Origin of the sequence: Methylocucumis oryzae (genome assembly GCF_000963695.1) — a bacterium.
GTDB classification, from domain to species: Bacteria; Pseudomonadota; Gammaproteobacteria; order Methylococcales; family Methylomonadaceae; genus Methylovulum; species Methylovulum oryzae.
In genome coordinates this window covers 1-24,462 of the sequence record NZ_LAJX01000001.1, presented here as the reverse complement: position 1 = coordinate 24,462, position 24,462 = coordinate 1, and the positions used below count along the sequence as shown (strand labels likewise).

The window sequence follows — 24,462 nt, the reverse complement described above, 5'->3', positions numbered from 1 at the left end:
TTTACGCTCAGTTTCTCTGTTATTGCAACACCTTAAGAGCTCTTTAACTAGCTTGCCTAGTGCTAATGTTAATAAACGCATTCTACTCCGGCCATTTTAAGCTTAATAACAAAAAGTCCTAAGATAATTAAATTAACCGTCCAGACGTTTTTGGTAAGGATTGCGGTAATAAGTCATGATGTCGCGAATTTTGTTTTTACCGACTTGATCGCGCATGTGAATTCGTTTTGTGGCTGTTTTCATGGGGGTTACTCCAAAGTTAAAAATTATAGTGTTCGATAACTGCGCATTTGACCAACCACCACCCCTTGAATTTCAACTTGATGCGGGGCATAACGTTGTACCGCCATGCTTGAGTTAGCAGGAATCAGCCAAACTTCATCAGGGTATTGTTCAATGGTTTTCAACGTCGCTTCGGTGTGATTAATTAATGCAACGACAATTTCACCATTTTTTGCGTAACTTCTCTGTTCAATAATTACATAGTCACCCTCCAAAATGCCGAGTTCAATCATTGAGTCGCCTTGTACTTTCAAAACGTAGCAAGGTAGTTGCGTGGTTAAGATGTCAGGTAGCGTCATAAACTGACGTTGCTCAATCGCTTCAATGGGTTTGCCTGCCGCAATGACGCCTACATAAGGCACAGCATCTTGCCCAACAGTCCGTTGTTCTTTGGCTTTTTTCGTCAATCTAACGCCGCGTTGTTGATAACTAAGCGGTTCTACATAACCAAGTTGAGTCAATGCCTTAACACGTTTTAATAAAGAGCCTTGTGATTTTATTGATAAGGCTTTGCACAGTTCCGTTAAGCTAGGTGCATAGCCAAATTCGGCCTCATGCTCAAGCAATGTTGTCAATAGTTCAGTTTGTTTTTTGGTTAACATAGAATTAAAGTTGTCTTAAAGTTTTCTTTATTGTAGCCTACAAAAAAAGAAAAACAATAATGATATTTTTAGTCAACGAGCTGTTAGTCGATGTACTGTTATAGCAATGCTAAAAGTGGGTATTATTCAGCCTATGCTCAGCACTATCGAAAAGTGAACGCGTATGCAATAATACTTGGCATTAACTATCATGGTTTCGGTCTCACATCTCAAACCACAAAAGGCAAGCGAATGGACGAAAACAAAAAGAAAGCGCTTTCTGTAGCGCTGATGCAAATCGAAAAACAGTTTGGTAAAGGTTCAGTGATGCGCATGGGCGATGTTGCCGCTGCTGCGCGTGACATTGATGTGGTATCGACCGGTTCTTTAGGCTTAGATATTGCGTTAGGCTGCGGCGGTTTACCACGGGGTCGAGTCGTTGAGATTTATGGGCCGGAATCGTCGGGTAAGACCACGTTAACCTTACAAGTGATTGCGCAAATGCAAAAACTAGGGGGTACAGCGGCATTCGTCGATGCAGAACATGCATTAGATCCTGGTTATGCTGAGAAAATCGGCGTGAATGTCGATGATTTATTGGTATCGCAACCGGATACCGGCGAGCAAGCTTTAGAAATTACCGATATGTTAGTACGTTCTGGCGCAGTCGATGTTGTAGTGGTCGATTCAGTTGCTGCGTTAACGCCAAAAGCTGAAATCGAAGGTGAAATGGGCGATGCGCATATGGGTTTACAAGCCCGGTTAATGTCGCAAGCGTTACGCAAGCTGACCGCTAATATTAAACGCGCGAATACCTTAGTCATTTTTATTAACCAAATCCGCATGAAGATTGGCGTGATGTTTGGTAATCCTGAAACTACAACCGGTGGTAATGCGCTTAAATTTTACGCGTCAGTGCGCTTAGATATACGTCGTACCGGCGCCATTAAAAAAGGCGACGAAATTATTGGTAATGAAACTCGCGTTAAAGTCGTAAAAAATAAAGTGTCACCGCCCTTTAAAGAAGCCGAATTTGAAATTTTATACGGCGAAGGCATCTCTTTAATGGGTGAGTTAGTTGATTTAGGCGTTAAATACGGCTTTGTGCAAAAGTCTGGCGCGTGGTACAGCTACGGTAACGAGAAAATAGGCCAGGGCAAAGAAAACGCGAAACAATTTTTAAAAGAACACCCTGATAAAGCTGGTGAATTAGAACAAAAAATTCGCGCACAAGCGCTAGCAAAATCTGCGGGTGAAGCAGCCGCCATCACTAGCACAGAACTCGATGATGAGGCGTTAGATGAGGCCGGGTTCGACGATCAATAATCATGCCTGAACAGCCTGATACGACGGCAATTCGTAGTTTTTGTATTAGGCTATTAGCGCGCCGCGAACATGGCCGCTATGAATTGTTGACAAAATGTTTGGCTAAAACGTTTTCCGCGTACCCTGATAGACGCTGTGCTAGATGAGCTTAGCCAGCGTAGTTGGCAAGATGATGCGCGTTATGCCGAAATGTATGCACGCCAGCGCATACAAAAAAGGCTATGGGCCATTAGCCATTCGTGCCGAATTACAGCATCGAGGTCTAGTCGTTGATGACCTCGATGACCTGTTAGCAACGCTTGCGAACAATTGGCAAGACGTTATCGAACGAGTTTACTGCACTAAATATAAACAACCACCTGATAGCGCTCAAGAAAAAGCTAAACGCTACCGTTTTTTACAACAACGCGGCTTTACGCCAACGCAAATTCAAACCCTATTCAAGCAATACTTGCATTATTCACCGACTGACTACTGATACCTTTTATGAAAACATTGTCTAGCGCAGAATTACGCGCCGCATTTTTAGATTATTTCCGCCAACGCGGTCATAGCATCCAACCTTCTAGTTCGCTAATACCGGGTAACGACCCAACGTTGTTATTCACTAATGCGGGTATGGTGCAATTTAAAGATGTTTTCTTAGGGCGCGAACAACGGCCTTATGTAACAGCGGCTACTAGCCAGCGTTGTGTGCGAGCTGGGGGTAAGCATAATGATTTGGAAAATGTTGGCTATACTGCGCGTCATCATACGTTTTTTGAAATGCTTGGCAATTTCAGCTTTGGTGATTATTTCAAAAAAGAAGCGATTCACTATGCTTGGACGTTTTTTAACCGACGTCTTAGGTATTCCGTCCAGTAAATTATGGGTTACGGTTTATGCGGAAGACCACGAAGCCGAGGCGATTTGGTTAAACGATGTAGGTATTGATTCGACGCGTTTTTCACGTATTGCGACAAAAGATAATTTTTGGTCTATGGGTGATGTAGGGCCATGTGGACCGTGTACTGAAATCTTTTACGACCATGGCGAGCATATTCCAGGTGGGCCACCGGGTTCGCCTGATGAAGATGGCGACCGTTATATCGAAATTTGGAACTTAGTGTTTATGCAGTACGAACGTGCGGCGGATGGTACGTTAACACCGTTGCCTAAACCGTCTGTCGATACCGGCATGGGCTTAGAGCGTATTGCGGCTATTATGCAAGGTGTGCATAGCAACTATCAGATTGATTTGTTCCAAACCTTATTAACTGAAGCGGCTAAATTAGCGGGTTTAACGACGACTGATAATAGCTCGTTACGAGTGATAGCCGATCATATTCGCTCGTGTGCGTTTTTAATCACCGATGGTGTGCTACCGTCTAACGAAGGCCGTGGCTATGTACTACGCCGGATTATCCGCAGAGCGTTGCGACACGGCTATCGCTTAGGCATTACCGAGACGTTTTTTTTATAAACTGGTTGCGCCATTAGCGGCAGTGATGGGGGAAGCTTATCCTGAGTTAGTTACCGCACAAGCGCAAGTTGAGCGGGTGTTGCAAAAAGAAGAACAACGATTTGCCGAAACCTTGGGTCAGGGCATGAAAATATTGGAAGCGTGCATTGCTAAATTAGCCAGTGCCGTTATTCCAGGCGATGTCGTATTCCAACTGTATGATACCTATGGTTTTCCTGTCGATTTAACCGCTGATTTTGCGCGTGAACATGGTTTAAGCATCGATCAAGCTGGTTTCGAGCAAGAAATGGCGGCACAACGTGAGCGGGCTCGTGCTGCGGGGCATTTCGGCGCGGATTACGACCAAGACATTAAGCTAGACTCTGAGACTGAATTTACCGGTTATCAACAATTAGACGAGCAAGCAGAAATTATCGCGCTATATCATCAAGGCCAAGCTGTCGAGCAGTTGAATACCGGTGATGAAGGGATTGTGGTGTTAAATAAAACACCATTTTATGCCGAATCAGGTGGTCAAGTTGGTGATAGCGGTGAGCTGCGTAGTGGGCAAGCCTGTTTTAACGTGGTGGATACGCAAAAACAAGGTGGTAGTTTATTTTTGCATAAAGGTAAGCTGACTCAAGGCAGTTTGCGGGTAGGGCAACACTGCACGGCACAGGTTAATGCCAGCGAACGCAATGCGACGGAATTAAATCATTCAGCCACGCATTTATTACATGCGGCATTAAGACAGCTCTTGGGAGAGCATGTCGCGCAAAAAGGCTCGTTAGTCAATGCTGAACGGTTACGTTTTGATTTTTCCCATTTTGAACCAGTGACCGCTGAGCAAATTAGCGTTTTAGAGCAAGTCGTCAATGAGCAAATCCGTGCTAATCATCTGGTTAATGCTGAAGTCATGGCCAAAGACCAAGCGGTAAAAGCGGGCGCTATGGCGTTGTTTGGCGAAAAATACGGTGATGAAGTCCGTGTGTTAACAATGGGCGATTTCTCTATTGAATTATGCGGTGGTACGCATGTGAAACGAACCGGTGATATTGGTTGTTTTAAAATCATTAGCGAAACAGGTGTCGCTGCGGGTGTGCGTCGTATTGAAGCGGTAACCGGTGCGGGTTGCTTAAGCTGGCTAAACCAGCGTGAGCAAGCCTTAACAGCAGTAGCCGCTTTACTAAAAAGTGCTCCAGATAAAGCACCTGAAAAGTTGGAACAGCTATTAGCAAAAACTCGCGATTTAGAAAAACAATTAGAGCGTTTAAACGCTAAATTAGCCAGTTCGCAAGGTAATGATTTACTGAGCCAAGCGTTAGATATTGCGGGTGCGAAAGTGTTAGTCACGCACTTGCAAGGTGTTGAAGCAAAAGCTTTGCGCGAGATGTTAGATCAGCTAAAAAGCAAGCTAGGCAGTTGTGTGCTGGTATTAGCCGTGGTTGAGGGCGACAAAGTCAGTTTAATTGCCGGTGTGTCTAAAGACTTAACCGATAAAATTAAGGCCGGCGAATTAGTCAATGTTGTCGCGCAACAGGTGGGCGGTAAAGGCGGCGGACGTCCTGATATGGCGCAAGCAGGTGGTACCAATCCCGCTAAGCTACCCGAAGCTTTGGCAGAGGCGCTTGAATGGGTGCGGGCTAGGTTGTAAGTTTGTAAACCGGGTTTACCCAATCGGCATAAAAGCGCTAGCGAATCCCGACGTATTGGTATGTCATACTTTGATTTTTAGATTAATTCTTGGTTGAAACTGAGTGCAGGAGTGGCACGATGACTACTGTAACCCGCGATGAAGTATGGGAGTTGTTCCGTGAAGTGGCGCGCAGTTCAGCGGAAAATAGCCTACAGCTTAAGGAAACCGACCGCTTAATTAAAGAGTTGCGCGAGAGTCAAAAAGAAACCGGCTTTTTAATACAAGAGCTGCGTGAGAGCCAAAAAGAAACGGATCGTCAATTCAAAGAAACGGATCGTAAATTTCAAGAGCTGCGTGAAAGCCAAAAAGAAACTGACCGTCAGTTCAAAGAAACCGACCGTAAAATAAACGAGTTGAATGACTTGTTTACTTCGCAATGGGGACGTTTGATGGAATCGTTGGTGGAAGGCGATTTGGTCAAGATATTGAATCAACGCGGCATTGCGATTAGCGATACGTCTACCCGTCTCAAAGGGCGCTGTGCTGACGGTGGCAACTTTGAATTCGACATTCTGGCGCATAACGGTCATGAGGTGGTGGTGATAGAGGTCAAAACCACATTGCGTCCAGACGATGTGAAAAAATTTCTGCACAAACTAGGGCAAATGAAGCACTGGTTACCGCGTTATGCCAATAGCACGCTGTATGGCGGCGTGGCATGGTTGACCGCAGTGGCGGGAGCTGAAGACATGGCAGTTAATCAAGGTTTGTTCAGCATTCGCGCGACAGGTAATTCAGCGGCCATTGTTAATGCTCAAGATTTTCATCCCAGGGCTTGGTAACCGGACAATAGGCATTGTTGGGTTACGCCTTCTGCTATCCTACAGGCTAACCCGATCTACACATAACAGCATAGGTGACGTATGGCAGACGATAATGAAACTCACGCATTAAGGCTTTCGATTTTAGGTATGCGTTGCGCCGGCTGCGTAGGCTCAGTAGAGACAGCATTAAATAATGTGCCGGGTGTTACCGCCGTAACGGTTAATTTTGCAGATCATAGCGCGCTGGTTTATGGCGAGGTTGCGGCTGAGACCTTAACGCAAGCGGTTAAAGACGCTGGTTATGACGCCGCAGTGATGATAGGTTTAGAAGACCCCGCCGAGTTGGAAGCTAATGAAATGCGGCGTTATCGCGAGTTAATGCAAAAAGCAGCGGTTGCGGGTGGCTTGGGTGTTCTTTTGATGTTGGCCGAGCATTTTGCGTGGTTACCTGACTTTAATAGCTCGACTGGCGCTTGGGTGTGGCCTTTATTAGCGCTGATAAGCGCTGCAGTTTTATATTATTCTGGCGGTCATTTTTATCAAGCAGCCATCAAGGCGCTGACGCATAAACAAGCGAATATGGACACGTTAATCGCTTTAGGGACGGGAGCGGCTTGGCTTTATTCCTGTGTGGTGCTTGATTATTACAGCAGTTTGCCACCGTTAGCTAAACACGCATATTTTGAAGCCGCTGTGGTGATTTTAGCCTTTATTAATTTAGGGACGGGTTTAGAAACTCGTGCACGCGGTAAAACTTCGGGTGCGTTGCGTAGTTTATTAGGTTTGCAGCCGCGCACTGCGAAAGTGATTCGTGACGGTCTCGAAGTGGATATACCGATTGAGCATGTGGGTTTAGATGAAACGGTGCGGGTTAGGCCAGGTGAGAAAATTCCTGTCGATGGTATTGTGCTAGAAGGCCGTTCTAGCGTTGATGAAGCGATGTTAACGGGTGAAGCTATACCGGTCGAAAAAACCGTAGGTTCTGAAGTCGCGGCGGGCACAATTAATCAAATGGGTAGTTTTTTATTTAAAGCCACGCGCATTGGTAAGGATACTGCGTTAGCGCATATCATCAACAGTGTGCGCCAAGCGCAAGCTAGCAAACCTGAAATTGCGCGTTTAGCCGATCAAATCGCTGCGGTTTTCGTGCCTGCTGTGTTAGCGATTGCGTTATTAACTTTTTTGGTTTGGTATAGCTTTGGCCCAGAGCCGTCATTGGGTTATGCGTTTGTTACCGCGATGACGGTTTTAGTGATTGCTTGTCCTTGTGCGCTAGGTTTAGCAACACCGATTTCTGTAATGGTTGCGGTAGGCAGAGCTGCGCAAGCCGGTATATTGATTCGTAATGGTGATGCGCTACAGACCGCTGGTAAGCTGACTTGCGTGTTATTAGATAAGACCGGCACGGTAACAGCCGGTAAGCCGGTTGTGATGCAAGTACTTGCTCTGTCCAGCATGGATAAAAATACCGTGTTGCAATTGGCGGCAAGTTTAGAAGCAGGTTCTGAACATCCGTTAGCGGCTAGTATTTTAGCGGCAGCTAAAGAGCACGACTTAGCATTAGAAAGCGTTAGTGACTTTACCGCATTACCTGGTTTTGGCGTGCGTGGCGTGTATCAGAATCAATTATTGCATTTAGGTAACCAAGCATTAATGGAATCGGCGGGCGTTCAAATAGCCGAGCCTGACGTTATTGAACGTTTAGCTCATGCTGGGCAAACCCCCATGTTATTAGCGTTAGGTCAAGAGCTGATTGGAATAATAGCAGTTGCCGACCCGATTAAACCGGATTCGGCTCAGGCCGTTGCTAAACTTAAAGCCTTAGGTCTTCATGTCTATATGGTTACTGGCGATAATGTCGTTACCGCTAAAGCCATCGCTGAGCAAGCAGGTATTACTGACGTGTATGCAGAGGTGTTACCCAGTGAAAAAGCCGACGTGGTTAAACGTTTACAGCAACAAGGTGAGAAAGTAGGCATGGTGGGGGACGGTATTAACGATGCACCCGCGTTAGCGCAAGCCGATGTAGGTTTAGCAATAGGGGTTGGTACCGATGTTGCGATTGAGAGCGCCGATGTCGTGTTATTACAAGGCTCGTTACTCAAAGTGCCTGAGGTCATAGGGCTGTCAAAAGCTACGGTGAATAATATCAAGCAGAACTTATTGGGCGCGTTTTTCTACAACACGTTGAGTATTCCTGTCGCTGCCGGTTTGTTTTATCCTCTATTTGGCATATTGCTAAACCCTATGATTGCTGGTGCGGCAATGGCCATGTCTTCGTTAACCGTTGTAACTAATGCTAACCGCTTACGTTGGCAAAAATGGTAAGTAGAAGTTTAAGGCTACGCGCTTTAGAGGGGACATTGCGGCTACCAACTTAAGCGGGGGCAGAGCACTGTCCCGTCTAAAGCGCGTAGCCGGCATTAACAGTATTTTGCTTTAAGTGGTTATGCACTAATAAGCTCCCAAAGTCATAGACTGGCAATGGCCTTGAAAATAAAAAGCCTTGACCATAATCACAACCGGCTACGCTTAAGATTCTTCGTTGTTGTTCTGTTTCTATGCCTTCGGCTATGACTTTAATATTGAGCTTATGCGCCATAGCAATAATGGCTTCACATAAAGGTAAGTCTCCCGCTTGACTGTCTAAGTTACGCACAAACGACTGGTCGATTTTGATATAGTCAATTGCGAATTTTTTGATAAATGACAGCGATGAATAACCTGTGCCAAAGCCATCAATCGCAACTTGTATACCGGAGTCGCGTAGTTTTAACAATTGTTTGCTAATGGTTCTGCGCGTGTCCATTAACAACGATTCTGAGATTTCTATCGCTAAGCTGTTTTTCGGTAATTGCAGTTCAGCAATTAAATCCAGCCAGCGTTTGGTAATAGTCTTCGTTGTTTCTAAATTGGCTAGATGACAGATTAAGCGTTATTTGGAATGGTCTGTTAAACGAAGTTTGCCAATGTTTAACTTGCATCGCTGCTTCATTAAAAACCCAATGGCTAATCGGTGTCATGACGCCTGTATCCTCGGCTAACGGTAGGAAATCGCCGGGGTCGATTAAGCCGCGTTGAGGATGTTGCCAGCGTATCAGGGCTTCGGCTTTATGAATTTGACCTGTACTTAGCTCGACAATCGGTTGGTAAACCACCATTAACTGCTTTTCTGCCATGGCTCGGCGTAAGTCATTGGCTAAGCGCATGCGATTTTGTGCAACTTCTTGCATGGCAATGGTGAAAAAATGAAAATGATTACGGCCATGCTCTTTCGCGGCATACATGGCTTGGTCAGCATTTTTGATTAATGACTCTTGGTCTTTAGCATCGGTAGGATAAACCGTGATACCTATGCTGCCAGTGACATAAGCGGTATCTATGCCTAAATTAAAAGGCTCAGCCAGTTTGCTTAATATATTTTGTGCGATACGCTCTACACAGCCCGGTTTGTCAATCTTATTTAAGATAATAGTGAATTCATCGCCACCTAAGCGAGAAACGGTATCGGTGTCTCGAATGCTGCTACTTAGCCGTTTTGCGGCTTCTTTTAACAACTCATCGCCCATAGAATGACCTAATGTGTCATTCACTTCTTTGAAGTGGTCTAGGTCTATGAATAATAATGCTAAGCTTTTGCCGCTACGATTAGCCTCTTTCATTTCTTGTTGTAAGCGCTCATGGAACATGCGCCGGTTGGGTAAACCGGTTAATGGGTCAAAATTAGCTTGGCGCCAGATTAATTCTTTTGACTCTTTTAATTTACTGACATCAGATATTAACGCGACACGTCGATGCGGTTGTTTGTCTTCATCATATACGGTGTTAATCGTTAACCATTCAGCATAAATTTCGCCATTTTTGCGTCGATTCCATAACTCGCCTTGCCATTGACCGGATTCTAATAATTCTTGCCATATCGCTTGATAGCCAGGATTATTTTGGTAACCTGGATTAAGCCTACAAAAATGCTCGCCTATGATGTCATCTTTCGGTATGCCGGTTAACAATGTATACGCTGGATTGGAATTTAAGATTTTGCCGTCCGCATCGGTAATGACCATGCCTTCACTGGTGTTTTGATAAACCAACGTGGCTAATTGCAATTCCTCATTGATTTGGCTGCGTTCAATTGCAATCGAGGCTAAATGGCTGGCTCCCGTGATTAATTGAATTTCAGCGTCACTAGGAATTTTCGGTTTGTGATTATAAATAGCAAACGTACCTAGAATTTTCCCCGATTGACTAATGATTGGCTCAGACCAACAAGAGGCTAATGAAGCGCGTTGCGCTAATTCTTTAAAATCTTCCCAATCGGGACTGGTTTGGATATTTTCGGTAATCGTGCGTTTACCGGTATATGCGGATGTTCCGCAAGCGCCTTTACCAGGGCCAATCGCTAAGTTATGAACAACTTGGTTGTAGAAATCAGGTAGGCTAGGGGCGACGCCGTGTAATAAATGTTTACCGTCATTGGCCATTAATAAAATACTGCAGCGTAATTCCCTATTTTCTTGCTCTACCGAGCGCACAATGACATCTAAGACATCACGCATCGTAGCGCCTTCTGTAAGCAGTTCTAGCACACGGTTACGCGAACGTTCTCGCTGTTGGTTACGTTTAATATCGCTAATATCTCTAGCTAAGGCGAGGTTATAGCCTTTGCCTTGATAATCAAAATAGTTATAACTGATTTCTACTGGAAAGATTTGTTGCTCGCGGGTTCTGTGTACCGATTCAAACTTAATGGACTGATGCTCTTTAAGCAAATGCCAGTTCTCTTGCCATAAGCTCACAGGGTAAATCGGGTCTATATCAGATACTGAAAGGCTTAATAAGTCATCTTTAGAATATTTTAATGCTTCACATAATTGTTGATTCACGTAAATTAATTCAGCTTTTTCGTTGATTAAATACGCAGCATCTTTCATGTGATCCATGCCAAAACTCAATAAGGCGAGCTCTTGCTCGGACTTTTTATGTTGATTGACTAATAAAGCCAAAAACAAGCCTATGAATATCAGCACGGTCAAAAAACTCCACGCATCTATAGCTTGTTGCGCTTCTAGCGTGGCATTAAGGTTTGCTACATAAAATTGTGCGAGTAATGCGTGACCGGCAATAACGGCTAACAACAATGAGGTAGCATGTCGGCCGCAACGAACCGCACTCCAGATTACATAGACCAGTAATAGATAGGGTTTAGCAAATGCATGTAATCCGCTAGTGTTGAAATGGTCAAAAAATAATTGTTGGCAGGTTAGTAACGCCAATAACAAACACACTGAAAATTCGATTAACCAACGATAATCGATTAAATGTTTAGGTTTTTGATACCAAATTAAAATAAGAGGGCAGGTGAGTAAGAGACTTAACGTATCGTTTTGCCACCAACTAATAAACGAGGCCATGCTGGTAATCACACCTATGCCTAACCACCACGTCCCTGCCATACCTATTGCAGCACTGATGAACGCAGAAAAAACAGTGCTTAAACCTAAGCTAACAAAATGCTGTGGGTTATCTAAACATATTTTGTGGGCAATAATGCTGAAACAGCTTAAAACCCGCAAAGTTAGCAAGTGTATAGCCTAGCGCATACGTCAGGCTTAAAGGAACAGAATGATTAGCCCAAAGTCCGCTCGCTAATAGCGCAAAAAAGAAACTGGGTAAAAATTTCTTACCCCCGATAATATGGACTGCTAAAGCGATGCCATTGATTAGACTAATCATGTTAATGTGGCTAGAGTTAGGAAACCCTATTAACGAATAATAGCTAATCAGTGTGTAAACAAACATCAAGCCAATGAGTTTGCATAAAAACGACCAGCGGAAATTTGAGAGAGCATTCATGGCACATCACCGGAGGCAGGTCTTGCGAATTCGCAGTTTCAGGCATTGTAAAGACAAAATTTAGGCTTTGCACGGAATGCTATTGAGTTCAGGGGACTGGTTCACAGATAGAACGGCGAGTTTGTGAGCTTGGCTGCGGATTTTGTTAAGGTTTTTCGGTTACCAACTTGAGACGGGACAGGTCATGCAGAACGAAGGATGCCGTAAATACGTCCCTGTAGGCTTGGCGGCAGCATCCCTGCTGCCGACACCTTCGCTCTAAACGCCCTATCCCGTCTTAAGTGTGTAGCCGGTTTTTCTTTGGCGATAGCAAAAGCGTCGTGCAAACAAATCTGCTTCCTGCCTTACGTTGGTGGCCATAATTTGTAAGCGTGTTATCGTCATCGTATATCACCTATCAAAACCCTTTCGCCGAAGGCTTGTAATCGCTTAGCAATGTGCCGTAACATAACTGTAAACATTCTGCGCTATAAGTTGTATTGGCATGTCTTTTGATTAATCTATTGGAATATTATTATGAAGGTAACCATTTTTGGTTCTGGTTATGTGGGTTTAGTAACAGGCGTTTGTCTAGCAGAAGTGGGCAACGATGTGGTTTGTATCGATGTCGATGAGAATAAAATTAATAACTTGAAAAATGGTATTGTGCCTATTTTTGAGCCAGGCTTAGACGCGTTGGTGAAAGAGAACCAACACGCAGGACGGTTAAAATTTACGACTAATGTCGTTGAAGCTGTCAATCATGGCATTTTTCAATTTATTGCTGTTGGGACACCGCCTGATGAAGATGGTGCGGCGGATTTGCAATATGTATTAGCGGTTGCTAAATCTATCGCCGAGAATATGGAAAGTTATAAGATAATCGTTGATAAATCGACAGTGCCGGTTGGTACGGCGGATAAAGTTAAAGAAGTTGTTATGCAGACGTTGCAGCAACGTGGTTCAGACGTAGACTTTGATGTGGTGTCTAACCCTGAGTTTTTGAAAGAAGGCGCGGCGATTAATGATTTTATGAAACCAGATCGGATTATTGTTGGCACAGATAATCCTAGAACAGCAGAGTTATTGAAAGCTTTGTATGCGCCGTTTAACCGTAATCACGAGCGTATTATTACTATGGATGTGCGCTCAGCCGAGCTGACGAAATATGCCGCGAATGCGATGCTCGCGACGCGGATTAGCTTTATGAATGAATTGGCCAATATGGCTGATTTATTAGGTGCTGATATTGAGCATGTTAGAAACGGAATTGGCTCGGATACACGGATTGGCTATTCGTTTATTTATCCGGGCTGTGGTTATGGCGGCTCGTGTTTTCCTAAGGATGTGAAAGCATTAGAGCGCACAGCTAAGCTAATGGGCTATCATTCTGAATTATTATCGGCAGTCGAAAATGTCAATAGCCGACAAAAACAAGTGTTGTTTCAAAAGATTATGAAACATTATCATGGCGATATAAGCGGTAAGGTATTTGCGTTATGGGGCTTAGCGTTTAAGCCTAAAACCGATGATATGCGAGAAGCGCCTAGTCGCGTGTTGATTGAGGCGCTGATTGATGCAGGTGCGCAGGTGCAAGCGTTTGACCCAGAAGCAATGAAAGAAGCTAAGCGTATTTATGGTGATAAACCAGGCTTAAAGTTAGTTGAAAGTTCTGAGGAGGCGTTAATAGGCGCGGATGCGCTAGTCGTTGTGACTGAATGGAAAAACTTCTGGAGTCCTGATTTTGACCATATTAAAGCGACGCTGGCCGATGCGGTTATTTTTGATGGCAGAAATTTATACCATCCACCGTTGTTGAAAAAAATCGGCTTGACGTATTACGGTATTGGTCGAGGTCAATCCGTTTAATTATGCCTTTTGTGCCGGATTGGGTCGCTGATGTCGATGGCGAAGTGGTGGTTAGTTATTTAACCACTCAGGTCGCTAGTTTAAAGGTACAGCATAAAAATAATGTCATCGTAGATGTGGATTGGTGTTTTCAGTCCGCATCTGATGACAGCCAACCGGATAACAGTAAGCAAATAACGTCGTTATTGCAAATTCAACTGAATGCTCATTGGCAGAACCCTGAAGTCAGTATCGCTATAAAGTTGCTACGTCAAGGTACGCCGTATCAACAATCGGTTTGGCAGGCCTTAACCACTATTCCAGCAGGACAGACCTTAACTTATGCTGAGCTAGCGAAGCGGCTCAATTCTTCACCCCGCGCGGTTGGTAATGCGTTACGCGCTAATCCTTATCCTTTATTCATTCCTTGTCATCGCATAGTTGCTAAAAACGGCTTAGGCGGTTATTGTGGTGAGCTGACTGGCGGTTTTGTCGATATTAAACAACAATTGCTTGCTTTTGAAACCCGTAAATGACAGCTCGAATGACGCCAATTGCATGACAGCCTGAATGATAAATTCTGAACTGATTGATTTATTTTTAGATGCGGTTTGGTTGGAGCAAGGCCTTAGCGAAAACACTTTATCGGCGTATCGCAGTGACTTACGCATTTTTTCCGATTGGTTAAACGGCGAGTCATTGTTAACAGTTGATTATGCCAAAATTACTGGCTTTTTAGCGCATTTGTACGATACCCAAATAAGCAACCGCACGGCTGCGCGATTTTTATCGAGTATTCGACGGTTTTATGCCTATTGCGTATTGGAAAATCGCTTAGAAGCCGATCCTAGCGCCTTAATCATTGCGCCAAGAATAGGCAAATATTTGCCTAATTCGTTATCAGAGAACGACGTCGATGCGTTATTGGCAGCGCCTGAAGTGGCGTTAGATTTAGGTATTCGTGATAAAGCTATGTTAGAGCTGCTTTATGCCACAGGGCTGAGGGTGACTGAACTGATTACGTTGAAATTCGAGCAAGTCAGTTTAAGACAAGGCGTATTAAGAGTCACCGGTAAAGGTAATAAAGACCGTTTAGTCCCTATCGGTGAAGAGGCGATTACATGGCTGGAACGCTATTTAGTAGCCGCTAGGCCGAATTTATTGGCTAATCGCCAATCGGATTTTTTATTTATCACCAATCGCGCGGATGCGATGACTAGGCAAGCGTTTTGGTACATTATTAAACGTTACGCTTTGAAAGCCGGTATCAATAAACCGTTGTCGCCGCATACTTTAAGACATGCGTTTGCTACCCATTTATTAAATCACGGCGCTGATTTACGCGTCGTGCAAATGCTGCTAGGTCATGCGGATTTATCAAGCACACAAATTTACACCCATATTGCTAATGCCCGTTTACAAGAGTTGCATACGCAATTTCATCCTAGAGGATAAACAATGACGCAAAAAATTCATCCTACCGCCTATATTTCTGAGCAAGCTGAACTTGCCGATGATGTCAGTATTGGCGCATTTGCGGTTATCGAAGCCCATACTAAAATAGGTTCAGGTTGTGTGATAGGTCCACATGCAGTGGTGCATTCCTATACGCATCTGGGGGTGGGCAATGTGTTACATGCTCATGCGGTACTCGGTGGATTACCACAAGACATCAATTTTGCTCCAGATACCGTGACCTGGTTACACGTCGGTGAAAGAAATGTGTTTCGCGAAGGCTTTACCGCGCATAGAGCGACTAAGCCAGAGCAAAGCACTCGAATCGGTAACCAATGTTATTTTATGAATAATAGCCATGTCGCGCATGATTGCGACGTCGGTAATAAAACCATTTTTGCCAATAATGTCGCCATCGGTGGCCATGTGCAGATTGGTGACCATGTGTTTATGGGCGGCGGTTCTGTGGTACATCAATTTTGCCGGGTAGGTTCGTTTGCAATGGTGCGCGGCTTAGCCGGCTTATCGATGGATGCCATGCCGTTTATGATTATTGGCGGTGCGCCAGGTAGACATTATAAATTAAACACCGTAGGTTTACGTCGCAACGGCATTACCGGTGAGCGCTATGCTGTATTGGCCTCAGCGGTTAGGTTATTGAAAAGTCGTCAGAGTTTAGACGCATTAACAGAGACAGAAGAGCTAGCCTTATTAAAACAATGGCTGGCGGTTAAGTCTAAACGCGGCGTACATGGGTTTGTTGATTCATCAGCTAAGAGAGAACAAGAATGATGTTAGCCAAAGTGATTTTATATGTATTAGCACTCGGTGTAGTTTCGCTAACGGTTTCTGCAGAGACCACCAAGCTTAGAATAGGTGTGCAAGCATCGGGTACGGCTGAATGGGAATTGGCTGAGCTAGCTTCGACGCCACATCCTGAATTTGAGCTTGATAAACAAACGCTAGCCAGTCCTGAAGCCGGTAAGATTGCCTTACAATCTGGCGGTGTCGATATGATTGTTTCTGATTGGTTATGGGTTAACCGGCAACGCGCATCAGGTATGGAGCTAACGTTTTATCCATATTCCGATATGACTGGCGCGTTATTAGTCAAAACAGGCAGCCCTATTCATACGTTAAGCGACTTATCCGGAAAAAAACTGGGTATTGCAGGAGGTGAGTTAGATAAAAACTGGTTGTTATTGCAAGCCTTGGCGCAAAAGCAAGGTATTGCGTTAGCGAATACAGTGGAAAAAATCTATGCAGCGCCACCGCTATTAAACGAACAAATCAAGCAAGGCCGTATTGATGCGATTTTAACGTATTGGAATTTTGCGGCGAAATTAGAAGCGCAAGGTTATAAAGTACTATTGACTGGTAAAGAGATTCAACAAGGCTTAGGCATTAGCGAGTCTGTGCCTAGTTTAGGCTATGTGTTTAAGCAAAGTTGGGCTAAACAGCATACGGCAGCGTTACAAAGTTTTTTTGCTGCCGCGCATAAGGCTAAAGACCATTTATGCACCGATGATAAAGCCTGGCAAAAAATCTTACCGCTCACGCTAACCGATGACGTAGTGACACAACAAAAATTACGTCAACGTTATTGCGAGGGCAGGGTTGAGCAATGGGGCGCTGCCCAGCAGCAAGCCGCTCAGCAGATTTATAAGGTTTTACATGAAACCAGCCACGGCCAGTTGACTGGCTCATCAGAACACCTACAAACCGATACCTTCTGGACTCAACCTTAAAAAGCAACTCGTTTGAAGCAATGGCATAACTTATTGCCGGTATTGTCGATACTGGTATTACTTGCGGTTTGGCAAATAGCCGCCGACGATTTAAACAGCCCGGTGTTACCGACACCTAAAGCCGTAGCTACCGTATTTTGGGCGGCTGTGCAATCAGGTCAGCTTCCGTATCATTTAGGCATGACCTTAGTAAGACTGCTAGTCAGTTTTACTATCGCAATGCTACTCGGCTGTAGTATCGGCATTGTGTTAGGTCGTTATCAAAACATTAATGCCTTTTTTGACCAATGGCTGATTGTGTTCTTAAACATACCGGCCCTGGTGACGATTATTTTATGTTATGTCTGGTTTGGTTTAGTCGAGTCTGCCGCGATACTCGCCGTAGTGATTAATAAACTGCCAAAACGTCATTGTCACCTTACGCGAAGGCGCGCGTGCGCTCGATCAAGACTTAGTAGAAATGGCCAGATGTTTTAACTTCAGTAAGCGTAAAACACTGCTTTATGTTATCTGGCCACAGCTACATCCTTTCGTGATGACAGCGGTGCGTTCTGGTCTGGCGTTAACTTGGAAAATTATTTTAGTGGTTGAACTTTTAGGTCGTAGTAACGGCATAGGCTATCAGCTGCATGTGTTTTTCCAATTATTCGATGTTGCCAGCATTATGGCGTATACCTTAGCGTTTGTGGTCATGATACAGTTGCTAGAACTCGTGTTATTAAAACCATTAGATAGAAAATCATTAACGTGGCGTCGATGAACGATATTCATATTTCGATTAAGCGTAAAAGTTATCAGGATTTACCTCATGCAAGCGCGACCATTGCCGATTTAGACTTAACACTGAGTGCCGGTGAATTTGTTTGTTTAGTCGGACCTTCTGGGTGTGGCAAAACCACGTTGTTAAACATCATCGCAGGCATCGATAAAGACTATGTCGGCAGCATCACTAATACACAGCATCCCGCGTTTAACATTGGCTATGTGTTCCAAAATCCTCGTTTATTGCCGTGGTGTACGGTGCGTAAAAATATAGAGTTAGTGTTCCCAGGTGTCGTTAATGGGCAAGATATTGATGACTTATTAGCCGATATGCAATTAACTCAAGTGCAACACGAATATCCCGAACGGTTATCGTTAGGCATGGCCAGGCGAGTTGCGATAATACGCGCATTTGCGATTAACCCAGCGTTATTGCTGATGGATGAACCGTTTGTGTCGCTAGATGCCGCCACTGCGAGACAAGTTAGAAGCTTACTGCTTAAATTATGGCAACATAGACCGCACACGGTGTTATTAGTCACTCACGATTTGCGCGATGCCATTGCGTTAGCTGATAAGCTGATTTTTTTGTCGGCTAATCCCATGCGGGTTATTGCGCAAATTCCAGTCCCGATTGCCAGAGCCGATAGAGAGGACGAAGCTTTAATCGAAGCTTTTCGGCAACAATTAAAAAGTGAATGTTCAGCATTCATGACTTATTTGTGAATAAAATATGACAGTAAAAACGGTTGCCAATTATTGTAAAATCATCGATACTTCGAAGGATTCGGCTGCGCCGAATGTCACTATAACTTGGGAGAACAATTTAATGATGAGTCATACCATTCAGTCAGCGCTTGCGCTGAGCTTAATCGCGTTAAGTCCTCTTGTTTTGGCTACGGGCAGCGACAAATACCCGGCGTCAGATTTTCAACCGACGGTTATCTATGCCGATAAAGACCTCGTAGCGCAATCTGCACCGGCATCAGAATTTGACCCTAAATATCCAGCAGCTAATTTTGAAGCCAAAGTTGTTTATATCGATAAAGAATTAGCGGCACAATCACAAGCCCCCGCCGAAGAAGAAGTAAAAGACGATCCAAAATATCCAGCTGCTTACTTTAAGCCAAAAGTTATTTACCCTTAGCATATAACAAGACATGTAGCCCTGATAGCTCAGTAGGATAGAGCGGTCCCCTCCTAAGGGACAGGTCGGCGGTTCGACTCCGCCTTAGGGCGCCAAACATCAGTGCCAAGAGAGCAAATAAAATCTAAAAACCCGCAAGCTGTATGGCTTAGCGGGTTTTTATTGTGTAACAAAGCTCAAAATACTCTAACTGACTCATTTATAGACATGATGCAGTGGCTATTTCATCGGCAATCATTTCGGCCTGCTTGAGTACGGTTTCAGTAGCCAACAATTGCATGTCTGGTCGATAGCCATAAAGTCGTAAAGTACGTCTGATGATGACCTTTAGTTTCGCTCTAACGCTTTCTTTAATCGTCCAATCAATAGAAGCATTTTCTCTGACTTTCTGCGTCAGCACAACAGCCAGCTCGCGTAATTGTTCCTGTTGCATCAGCTCTCTAGCGCTGTCGTTACTCGCGACAGCGGTGTAAAACGCGTATTCAAAATCGGTTAGCCCCATGTTTATGGCATTGTCATCCGAGGCGACGATTTCCTTACTCATCTTGAGCAGCTCTTCAATAACTTCAGCTGCAGTTAATATTTTGTTTTGATATTTCTTGATAGAGATTTCCAGCATTTCCAGTAACGACCGGCTTTGAACCAGGTTTTTTCTGGCTCGCGCCTTTTAAACACCGCACAAAGCAAGCTTTGTACTCCAAAGTAGCTTAACTGTGGTCAGTGGCGGTGTACCTGAGTCAAAAAATACTTGATAAAGCAATATGTTATACATTTTTTGGTGCATGGAATGCACCCTACCTGGCTGCTTCGAGCAAAGCATTGGCTGCGAGTTTCCCAAGATTATGGGAAGCTAAGGGGCTATCGCCGGTGAGAAGTTTGCGATCCTGGTGAACCTGCCCCGTGATGCCATTGTTGAGAATATTTACGCCAAGTTCTTTAAGTTTAGCGCCAACAAGCCATGGAAGCCGCCCTGGCATATACCCGATGGCAATATTAGCCCCTTCATCGAGGCTGTCAGGGAAAACGCAAATGTCGTAGCCTTTGTAAGTGTAAGCGTCGCTTTCCTCGTCAATCGCTGCGGCGAGTAAACAGGCGGGACCGTGACAGAGTGTAATGACAAAACGGTCGTTGGTGGTGAACCAGCGCAATACATCGCCGACCTCGCGGCTTTCGGGGATGCCTGCGAGTATGCCGTGGCCACCGGGAATGAAGACAGCAATGTAGGGCGAGTCTGGTGCGTTGACTGTGGACATGAGCTCGGAGAGCTTGGTAGGCTGTTTAAGCTTGGGCAGGTATTTCTGATAGATAAAATTCACTGCCTCGTCTTCACTCGGCATCGCCCACATTTCGAGTTTCACCGCATTGCCTGAAAGGGTGGCGACCTCGATTTCGAAACCAGCGGCATCAAGGTGATAAATAGGCAATAGCATTTCCACGGGGTGGTTTCCGGTGGAGAACATCCTGCCGTTCTGCATGACGGTAAGTGTCAAGCTAGTTGTCGCCTAGTATATATAATTAGTAGATAGTAAAATAACGCTACTGACGAACATTCATATTTAATTTCTCAGGGTTTAACGCTACCTCGTGTTGCCATTCCCAGTCTCTGGTTTCGCCCGTCCATCGTTCAGGATGCTCCGCTTTGGCTTGTTGATATACCGCATGACGTCGCGCCAAAATGGTCTTGTCCTCGCCATGATGACGTTGCGCTGGCGTGACAAACTGAATACCGCTGTGGCGATGTTCATGGTTGTACCACTGAGCAAATACACCGACCCAAGCACGAGCATCCTTGATGGTGGCGAACGGCTGGCTCGGATAAATGTGGTTATATTTCATGGTCTTGAACAAGGATTCCGAGTAAGGGTTGTCATTACTGACCGACGGCCGACTTTTCGATGGTGCCACGCCAAGTCGTTGCAAGGTAGCAAGCAACGTCGCGCCTTTCATCGGTGCGCCATTATCGGAGTGCAAGGTGGCTTGACCGGGCATGAGACTTTGGTTGTGATAGATGTCGGTCATTAGATCCGCAGCCAGTTCGCTGCTTTCACACTCATAAACCTGCCAACCTACGATCATGCGGCTAAACACGTCCATCACTAGGTATAAGTAGTAGTACTGGCCTTGGACCGGCGTGGCCAAGTAGGTGATGTCCCAGCTAAACACTTGTTTAGGCGCGTTGGCGATTAATGCCTTGGGCTTAGTGACCGTGCGCGGCTGGCTGTTATGGCGATGGCTCAGCTGACCTGCCGCTTTGAGGATGCAGTACCAGGTCGATTCCGAGGCCACATAAAGCCCGCGATCAGCTAAGATAGGCACGATTTGATGCGGTGTTTTGTCTTTGAAGTCATCCTGGTTGGCCAACGTGAGTACTTTTTGGCGTTCGTCATCACCTAAGCGGTTGCGTGGTACAAACACCCGTTGACACCGCTTATCCTCGGGGATGTGCTCTGGTTTTTGCCAACGTTGTAAGCATCTTAAGCTGAGTCCGATGATTTCGGCCGCCTTGTCTTTACGTGCGCCTTGGCGTACTGCCAGGATGAAGTCATTAACGATTTGCTGGCGTTCTGGGTGCGCTATCATCAGGCCTTTTCTTCCCAGAACGCGTGGTACTTTTTTTGTAGCACCAATAGTGCCGCCGTTTCCGCCAGTGCTTTGTCTTTACGCAGCAGCTCTTTTTTGAGCTGTTTGTTTTCTGCCAGCACACTTTTATCGCTTAGCTTTACGCTGGGTTCCGTAATGAACTCGGCTTTCCAGGTCGATAAGTGATGCGTAAATAGACCGCGTTCTCGGCAATACGCGTTTAAACTTTCGTCCTTGAGTGTTGCACTTTCGATTAATGCATTCAAACGCTCTTCTCGTGTCCAGTTCGATGGACTTTTAGGGCTAGCAGGTGTAGACATGGTTTTTCTCTTGGTTTTTAACCACTCTTTTAGGGTGCCACAACTGACATTGAGTTCATTGGCTATCGTTTCTAAGGTCTTATCGCCTCGCTGTAAGGCTTTTATAATCGCTTGTTCTTTGAAGTCGTTAGTATAGCTGTTTTTCATAGTCGCTTCTCGTTGGATGGATGAGGAGGGGCGACATCTATCCTGACACATAGGGATGAGGATGTACCGCTCGTCGGTGGCGATCATGAGCACTTTCCACTTTCCTCCGGTGTAAGGGTTAGGATAAGTCGTGCCGTCGAAGTCGGTTTTTGGAGCGGTATATTGGCTGAGCGAATAAGGCGATGGAAAAAACGCGTTGTGCTCGGCCAAGTCAGGTGTTGGTTCTTTACTTAGATTATCGGTTTGTGTTGACATGGCTTAGTTAATTGGTGGTTTCGGAGTGCGTGGCGTTGTTCGCGTCAGGGTTAGTAGCGTGTAGGTGTTGGCAGAAATAGCGGTTTGCTACTGGCGATTCCCTTACCGCGTTGATACATGCTATCGACATTTATTTGTTTTTGGCAACATGATTCGCTTCGTTGATGACGGTTTGCTAGCGCGAAACCGTTTTATGGGTTCAGCGGCCTGTCCGCTGCAATGCTTTGTTATGCGCATCATTCACAAGCCGTGACTATGCGCTTGAAAATTCTTGCCATGGGTTCGTAATTAACAGCTACACCGTCGATATTGGCTTGAATCCACTCGTTTGGCTGTACATCTTCCCAATCAAGATCATAACCAGCAGCTAAAGCAAGATGCTCAAATAACAGGCGCTGAACTCTACCATTGCCCTCTCGAAAAGGATGTATCATGTTGAACTCGCAGTAGTACTCAGCAAGCTTTTCGCAAAACTCATGTGTTGACAGGTTTTTTAGCCAATTATCTTCACTTAAATCTTTAAAAAAGTCTCTGAGACTCGGCCACGATCCGTCCGCAATTACAAAATCGAGTCCCTCCTTTTGAGATATTGACGCTACGCAACTCACCAGCCCATTCATATAGATCAGAAAACAGTTGGCGATGGAGAAGTTTCATGTAGTTTAAATCATATGGTGGGCGACTGAATTTAATTCTACTAACTGTTATTGCGGTAATCTCCCTTTCCGCTTGCTCAAGTTCGTCTATTTCTCGGATATTGAGCTTGTTCTTTAATGTGATTGTTCCTTTATAGCAGTAAAGGTCATTTGCTGCGTCATACTTATCCATTTGATGGTCTTCTATACTTTGCTAGCACACTAGCCAGAGAGTTTTTTTCGCTTGGAATTTCGATTTCAATGCCTTCAAGCTTTGAACTGTTCTTGAATTTCTTTAACTTTGTCTTCTCGTAGTGTTCGTATGGATCAAAATCACTTAAGTAAAGTACGTCGATGATACGCTCAATCTTGCTTTTTAACTTATTCCAGCTTCTGGCCTTTATCTTGAGCCCAAGAACTTCTGAAACTTTCTTCTTCGTCTCCTTAAAGTTACCTTCCCTGTATGTCGACAGTATAACCTCTTTGTTAGATTGGACTTTTTCTTCTAAGGATTTTATTTTTTCAAATAATGAAGCCCAGCTATTGACTCCTAACTTAATATCAATTTCTTTTTCTATTGCATCCTTGATGTCGCAATAGAAACCAAATGATTTCAGCTCCTGAACATTAGATGCTTTAAGTATCACTTTTTGTTTTCATGCTAAATAAACCAACTTGATCATTATTTTAAGCCATTATGCAACTTTTCAACGTAAACGCTAAGGTAACGAAGGTGTGCTTAACAAGAAATTAGAAAGTTTCAGCACGTAGGGTGGTTTCGCCGATAGGCAAACCACCATCGGTTCTTTTTTTTGCAACATCATCCGCTTCGTTGATGACGGTTTGCTAACGCGAAACCGTCTTACGAGTTGCCATCAGGTCTTCAAAAATAGCGTCGGCATCGTAATTGAACTGGCGTGCATATTCGTCTCTGAGGGAGCGGGTTTCGGTAACAATCGGGTCTTGCCACATGTTTATTCCTCGGTAAGCGCGTAGGTTTTTTGGTGCATGGAATGCACTCTACATGACTGTCTTACGGATTGATGTTTCTTTGGGACTTAATTTTCGCCACGATACTTTTAACAGATTCATCTTTGAATAATTCTTCTCTCTCTTTTGTATAGTCACCACTACCTGCACGAAACTGATTAAGGAAGCGTAGGGTATCAACAACACCCAGCTCTCGAATAAGAACATATTGGGCTCGATTGCTGATTTCTTTAAGGGGATGGATTTGAACAGTCATTTAATAACTTCCGGGATAAGGCTCAATAGGGTAATAACGTTGCAGTTTAAACCCTGGATAATAGTCGCTTTACGGTATAACTTGTCATCGCAGGTACAGAAATAGTCGGCTTTTGCCGTTGACGCGAGGGCTAGATGGATAGCGTCCATCGCTCTAAGTCCTCTCTGCTCGAAGCTGATAGCTAAGGTTTCTACTTCATCAGTGATTTGCAGATGCTCAGAGGCAAGTGATAGTAGCGCGAGAGTCTCATTTTGTCTTGTTTCATCAGGGATTCGCGCTATTTCATAGCGTAGCGCCTCTGAATCGAGCAGGATGAGTTCCTTGGCTTGTACTATTGCCAATAGAGCATATACCGCTTCCGTTTCGACTCTGATGCGAGGATGAGTCTGGTTGTCCA

The 24,462-nt window shown here is 44.7% G+C and carries 25 protein-coding genes, 1 tRNA gene and 2 pseudogenes; 15 read left to right on the top strand and 13 right to left on the bottom strand.

The genetic code is table 11. The annotated features are described in order from the left end of the window. Nucleotides 1–266: 266 nt before the first annotated feature. Nucleotides 267–884 (bottom strand): transcriptional repressor LexA, encoded by a 618-nt coding sequence (lexA, locus tag VZ94_RS00125; RefSeq protein WP_045777653.1) that lies wholly within the window; start codon nucleotides 882–884, stop codon nucleotides 267–269. Between the two features lie 231 nt (nucleotides 885–1,115). On the opposite strand from lexA, the gene recA reads away from it, so the two are divergent. The 5 genes and pseudogenes from recA (at nucleotide 1,116) to VZ94_RS00100 (ending at nucleotide 8,418) form a co-directional block, all read left to right on the top strand. After that, nucleotides 1,116–2,189 (top strand): recombinase RecA, encoded by a 1,074-nt coding sequence (recA, locus tag VZ94_RS00120; RefSeq protein ID WP_045777652.1) that lies wholly within the window; start codon nucleotides 1,116–1,118, stop codon nucleotides 2,187–2,189. 193 nt (nucleotides 2,190–2,382) lie between these two features. Then, nucleotides 2,383–2,667 (top strand): regulatory protein RecX, encoded by a 285-nt coding sequence (locus tag VZ94_RS27550; protein WP_239649511.1) that lies wholly within the window; start codon nucleotides 2,383–2,385, stop codon nucleotides 2,665–2,667. A gap of 8 nt (nucleotides 2,668–2,675) precedes the next feature. Beyond that, nucleotides 2,676–5,284: pseudogene (gene alaS, locus VZ94_RS00110) on the top strand (alanine--tRNA ligase). Between the two features lie 119 nt (nucleotides 5,285–5,403). After that, complete coding sequence (locus VZ94_RS00105) at nucleotides 5,404–6,108, top strand: hypothetical protein (RefSeq protein ID WP_045777651.1); 705 nt, start codon at nucleotides 5,404–5,406, stop codon at nucleotides 6,106–6,108. A gap of 81 nt (nucleotides 6,109–6,189) precedes the next feature. After that, complete coding sequence (locus VZ94_RS00100; protein ID WP_045777650.1) at nucleotides 6,190–8,418, top strand: heavy metal translocating P-type ATPase; 2,229 nt, start codon at nucleotides 6,190–6,192, stop codon at nucleotides 8,416–8,418. Nucleotides 8,419–8,494: 76 nt separating this feature from the next. Here VZ94_RS00100 and VZ94_RS29990 read toward each other — a convergent pair whose 3' ends face one another. The 3 genes from VZ94_RS29990 to VZ94_RS00090 are packed head-to-tail and all read right to left on the bottom strand — an operon-like array spanning nucleotide 8,495 to nucleotide 11,943. Beyond that, nucleotides 8,495–8,917 (bottom strand): EAL domain-containing protein, encoded by a 423-nt coding sequence (locus tag VZ94_RS29990; protein ID WP_275575084.1) that lies wholly within the window; start codon nucleotides 8,915–8,917, stop codon nucleotides 8,495–8,497. A gap of 34 nt (nucleotides 8,918–8,951) precedes the next feature. Beyond that, nucleotides 8,952–11,663, bottom strand: coding sequence for a diguanylate cyclase domain-containing protein (locus VZ94_RS00095; protein WP_052700056.1), 2,712 nt, complete (start codon nucleotides 11,661–11,663; stop codon nucleotides 8,952–8,954). Next, the gene (locus VZ94_RS00090) at nucleotides 11,611–11,943 is read right to left on the bottom strand and encodes a hypothetical protein (RefSeq protein WP_131655421.1); all 333 of its coding nucleotides are present in this window, start codon (nucleotides 11,941–11,943) and stop codon (nucleotides 11,611–11,613) included. Before VZ94_RS00090 ends, VZ94_RS00095 begins: the two co-directional genes overlap by 53 nt. A 516-nt stretch (nucleotides 11,944–12,459) precedes the next feature. Here VZ94_RS00090 and VZ94_RS00085 point away from each other — a divergent pair. The 10 genes from VZ94_RS00085 (at nucleotide 12,460) to VZ94_RS00045 (ending at nucleotide 18,977) form a co-directional block, all read left to right on the top strand. Next, nucleotides 12,460–13,791, top strand: coding sequence for a UDP-glucose dehydrogenase family protein (locus VZ94_RS00085; RefSeq protein ID WP_045777648.1), 1,332 nt, complete (start codon nucleotides 12,460–12,462; stop codon nucleotides 13,789–13,791). 11 nt (nucleotides 13,792–13,802) lie between these two features. Then, nucleotides 13,803–14,306: a methylated-DNA--[protein]-cysteine S-methyltransferase gene (locus tag VZ94_RS00080; protein WP_157844816.1), complete on the top strand. Its 504-nt coding sequence runs from the start codon at nucleotides 13,803–13,805 to the stop codon at nucleotides 14,304–14,306. A 34-nt stretch (nucleotides 14,307–14,340) separates the two neighbouring features. Further along, nucleotides 14,341–15,225, top strand: coding sequence for a site-specific tyrosine recombinase XerD (xerD, locus tag VZ94_RS00075; protein ID WP_045777647.1), 885 nt, complete (start codon nucleotides 14,341–14,343; stop codon nucleotides 15,223–15,225). Nucleotides 15,226–15,228: 3 nt separating this feature from the next. Next, complete coding sequence (gene lpxA, locus VZ94_RS00070) at nucleotides 15,229–16,017, top strand: acyl-ACP--UDP-N-acetylglucosamine O-acyltransferase (RefSeq protein WP_045777646.1); 789 nt, start codon at nucleotides 15,229–15,231, stop codon at nucleotides 16,015–16,017. Then, on the top strand, nucleotides 16,014–16,973 hold the full coding sequence (locus VZ94_RS00065) for an ABC transporter substrate-binding protein (protein WP_239649510.1): 960 nt from the start codon (nucleotides 16,014–16,016) through the stop codon (nucleotides 16,971–16,973). The genes lpxA and VZ94_RS00065 overlap by 4 nt, the downstream gene beginning before the upstream one ends. Before the next feature lie 12 nt (nucleotides 16,974–16,985). After that, on the top strand, nucleotides 16,986–17,450 hold the full coding sequence (locus tag VZ94_RS31350) for an ABC transporter permease (protein ID WP_338040167.1): 465 nt from the start codon (nucleotides 16,986–16,988) through the stop codon (nucleotides 17,448–17,450). Further along, on the top strand, nucleotides 17,434–17,733 hold the full coding sequence (locus tag VZ94_RS31345; protein WP_338040166.1) for an ABC transporter permease subunit: 300 nt from the start codon (nucleotides 17,434–17,436) through the stop codon (nucleotides 17,731–17,733). Before VZ94_RS31350 ends, VZ94_RS31345 begins: the two co-directional genes overlap by 17 nt. Continuing rightward, entirely contained in the window at nucleotides 17,730–18,461 is a 732-nt protein-coding gene (locus VZ94_RS00055; protein WP_045777645.1) for an ABC transporter ATP-binding protein, read from the top strand. The genes VZ94_RS31345 and VZ94_RS00055 overlap by 4 nt, the downstream gene beginning before the upstream one ends. A 7-nt stretch (nucleotides 18,462–18,468) precedes the next feature. Beyond that, a complete protein-coding gene (locus VZ94_RS00050; RefSeq protein ID WP_239649509.1) occupies nucleotides 18,469–18,882 on the top strand; it encodes a hypothetical protein in 414 nt (137 codons plus the stop codon). 18 nt (nucleotides 18,883–18,900) lie between these two features. Beyond that, a tRNA-Arg gene (locus tag VZ94_RS00045) sits at nucleotides 18,901–18,977 on the top strand. 104 nt (nucleotides 18,978–19,081) lie between these two features. On the opposite strand, the pseudogene VZ94_RS00040 reads toward VZ94_RS00045, so the two are convergent. The 9 genes and pseudogenes from VZ94_RS00040 to VZ94_RS00005 all read right to left on the bottom strand — a co-directional run. Then, a pseudogene (locus tag VZ94_RS00040) lies at nucleotides 19,082–19,537 on the bottom strand (type I restriction enzyme endonuclease domain-containing protein); the annotation flags it as partial. Nucleotides 19,538–19,676: 139 nt separating this feature from the next. Next, nucleotides 19,677–20,372 (bottom strand): glyoxalase III HchA, encoded by a 696-nt coding sequence (gene hchA, locus VZ94_RS00035; protein WP_204368963.1) that lies wholly within the window; start codon nucleotides 20,370–20,372, stop codon nucleotides 19,677–19,679. A gap of 46 nt (nucleotides 20,373–20,418) precedes the next feature. Then, nucleotides 20,419–21,929, bottom strand: a protein-coding gene (locus VZ94_RS00030) for an IS3 family transposase (RefSeq protein WP_109867633.1) whose coding sequence is annotated in 2 segments (ribosomal slippage) — nucleotides 20,419–21,491 and nucleotides 21,491–21,929 — 1,512 coding nt in all. Because the reading frame shifts where the segments join, the coding sequence is not laid out codon by codon here. A gap of 491 nt (nucleotides 21,930–22,420) precedes the next feature. Then, nucleotides 22,421–22,804 (bottom strand): Fic/DOC family protein, encoded by a 384-nt coding sequence (locus VZ94_RS29985; RefSeq protein WP_275575082.1) that lies wholly within the window; start codon nucleotides 22,802–22,804, stop codon nucleotides 22,421–22,423. Then, a complete protein-coding gene (locus VZ94_RS29980; RefSeq protein ID WP_204368959.1) occupies nucleotides 22,704–23,012 on the bottom strand; it encodes a Fic/DOC family protein in 309 nt (102 codons plus the stop codon). The genes VZ94_RS29985 and VZ94_RS29980 overlap by 101 nt, the downstream gene beginning before the upstream one ends. Beyond that, nucleotides 23,005–23,466 carry a hypothetical protein gene (locus VZ94_RS00015; protein ID WP_045777641.1) on the bottom strand — a complete coding sequence of 154 codons (462 nt, stop codon included), beginning with the start codon at nucleotides 23,464–23,466 and terminating at the stop codon, nucleotides 23,005–23,007. The genes VZ94_RS29980 and VZ94_RS00015 overlap by 8 nt, the downstream gene beginning before the upstream one ends. 199 nt (nucleotides 23,467–23,665) lie before the next feature. Next, entirely contained in the window at nucleotides 23,666–23,791 is a 126-nt protein-coding gene (locus VZ94_RS29975) for a hypothetical protein (protein WP_275575081.1), read from the bottom strand. Nucleotides 23,792–23,852: 61 nt separating this feature from the next. Further along, nucleotides 23,853–24,065 carry a hypothetical protein gene (locus VZ94_RS00010; protein WP_045777640.1) on the bottom strand — a complete coding sequence of 71 codons (213 nt, stop codon included), beginning with the start codon at nucleotides 24,063–24,065 and terminating at the stop codon, nucleotides 23,853–23,855. Continuing rightward, the coding region (locus VZ94_RS00005) for a PIN domain-containing protein (protein ID WP_045777639.1) at nucleotides 24,062–24,462 on the bottom strand (401 nt) is incomplete at its 5' end. The genes VZ94_RS00010 and VZ94_RS00005, both read right to left, overlap by 4 nt.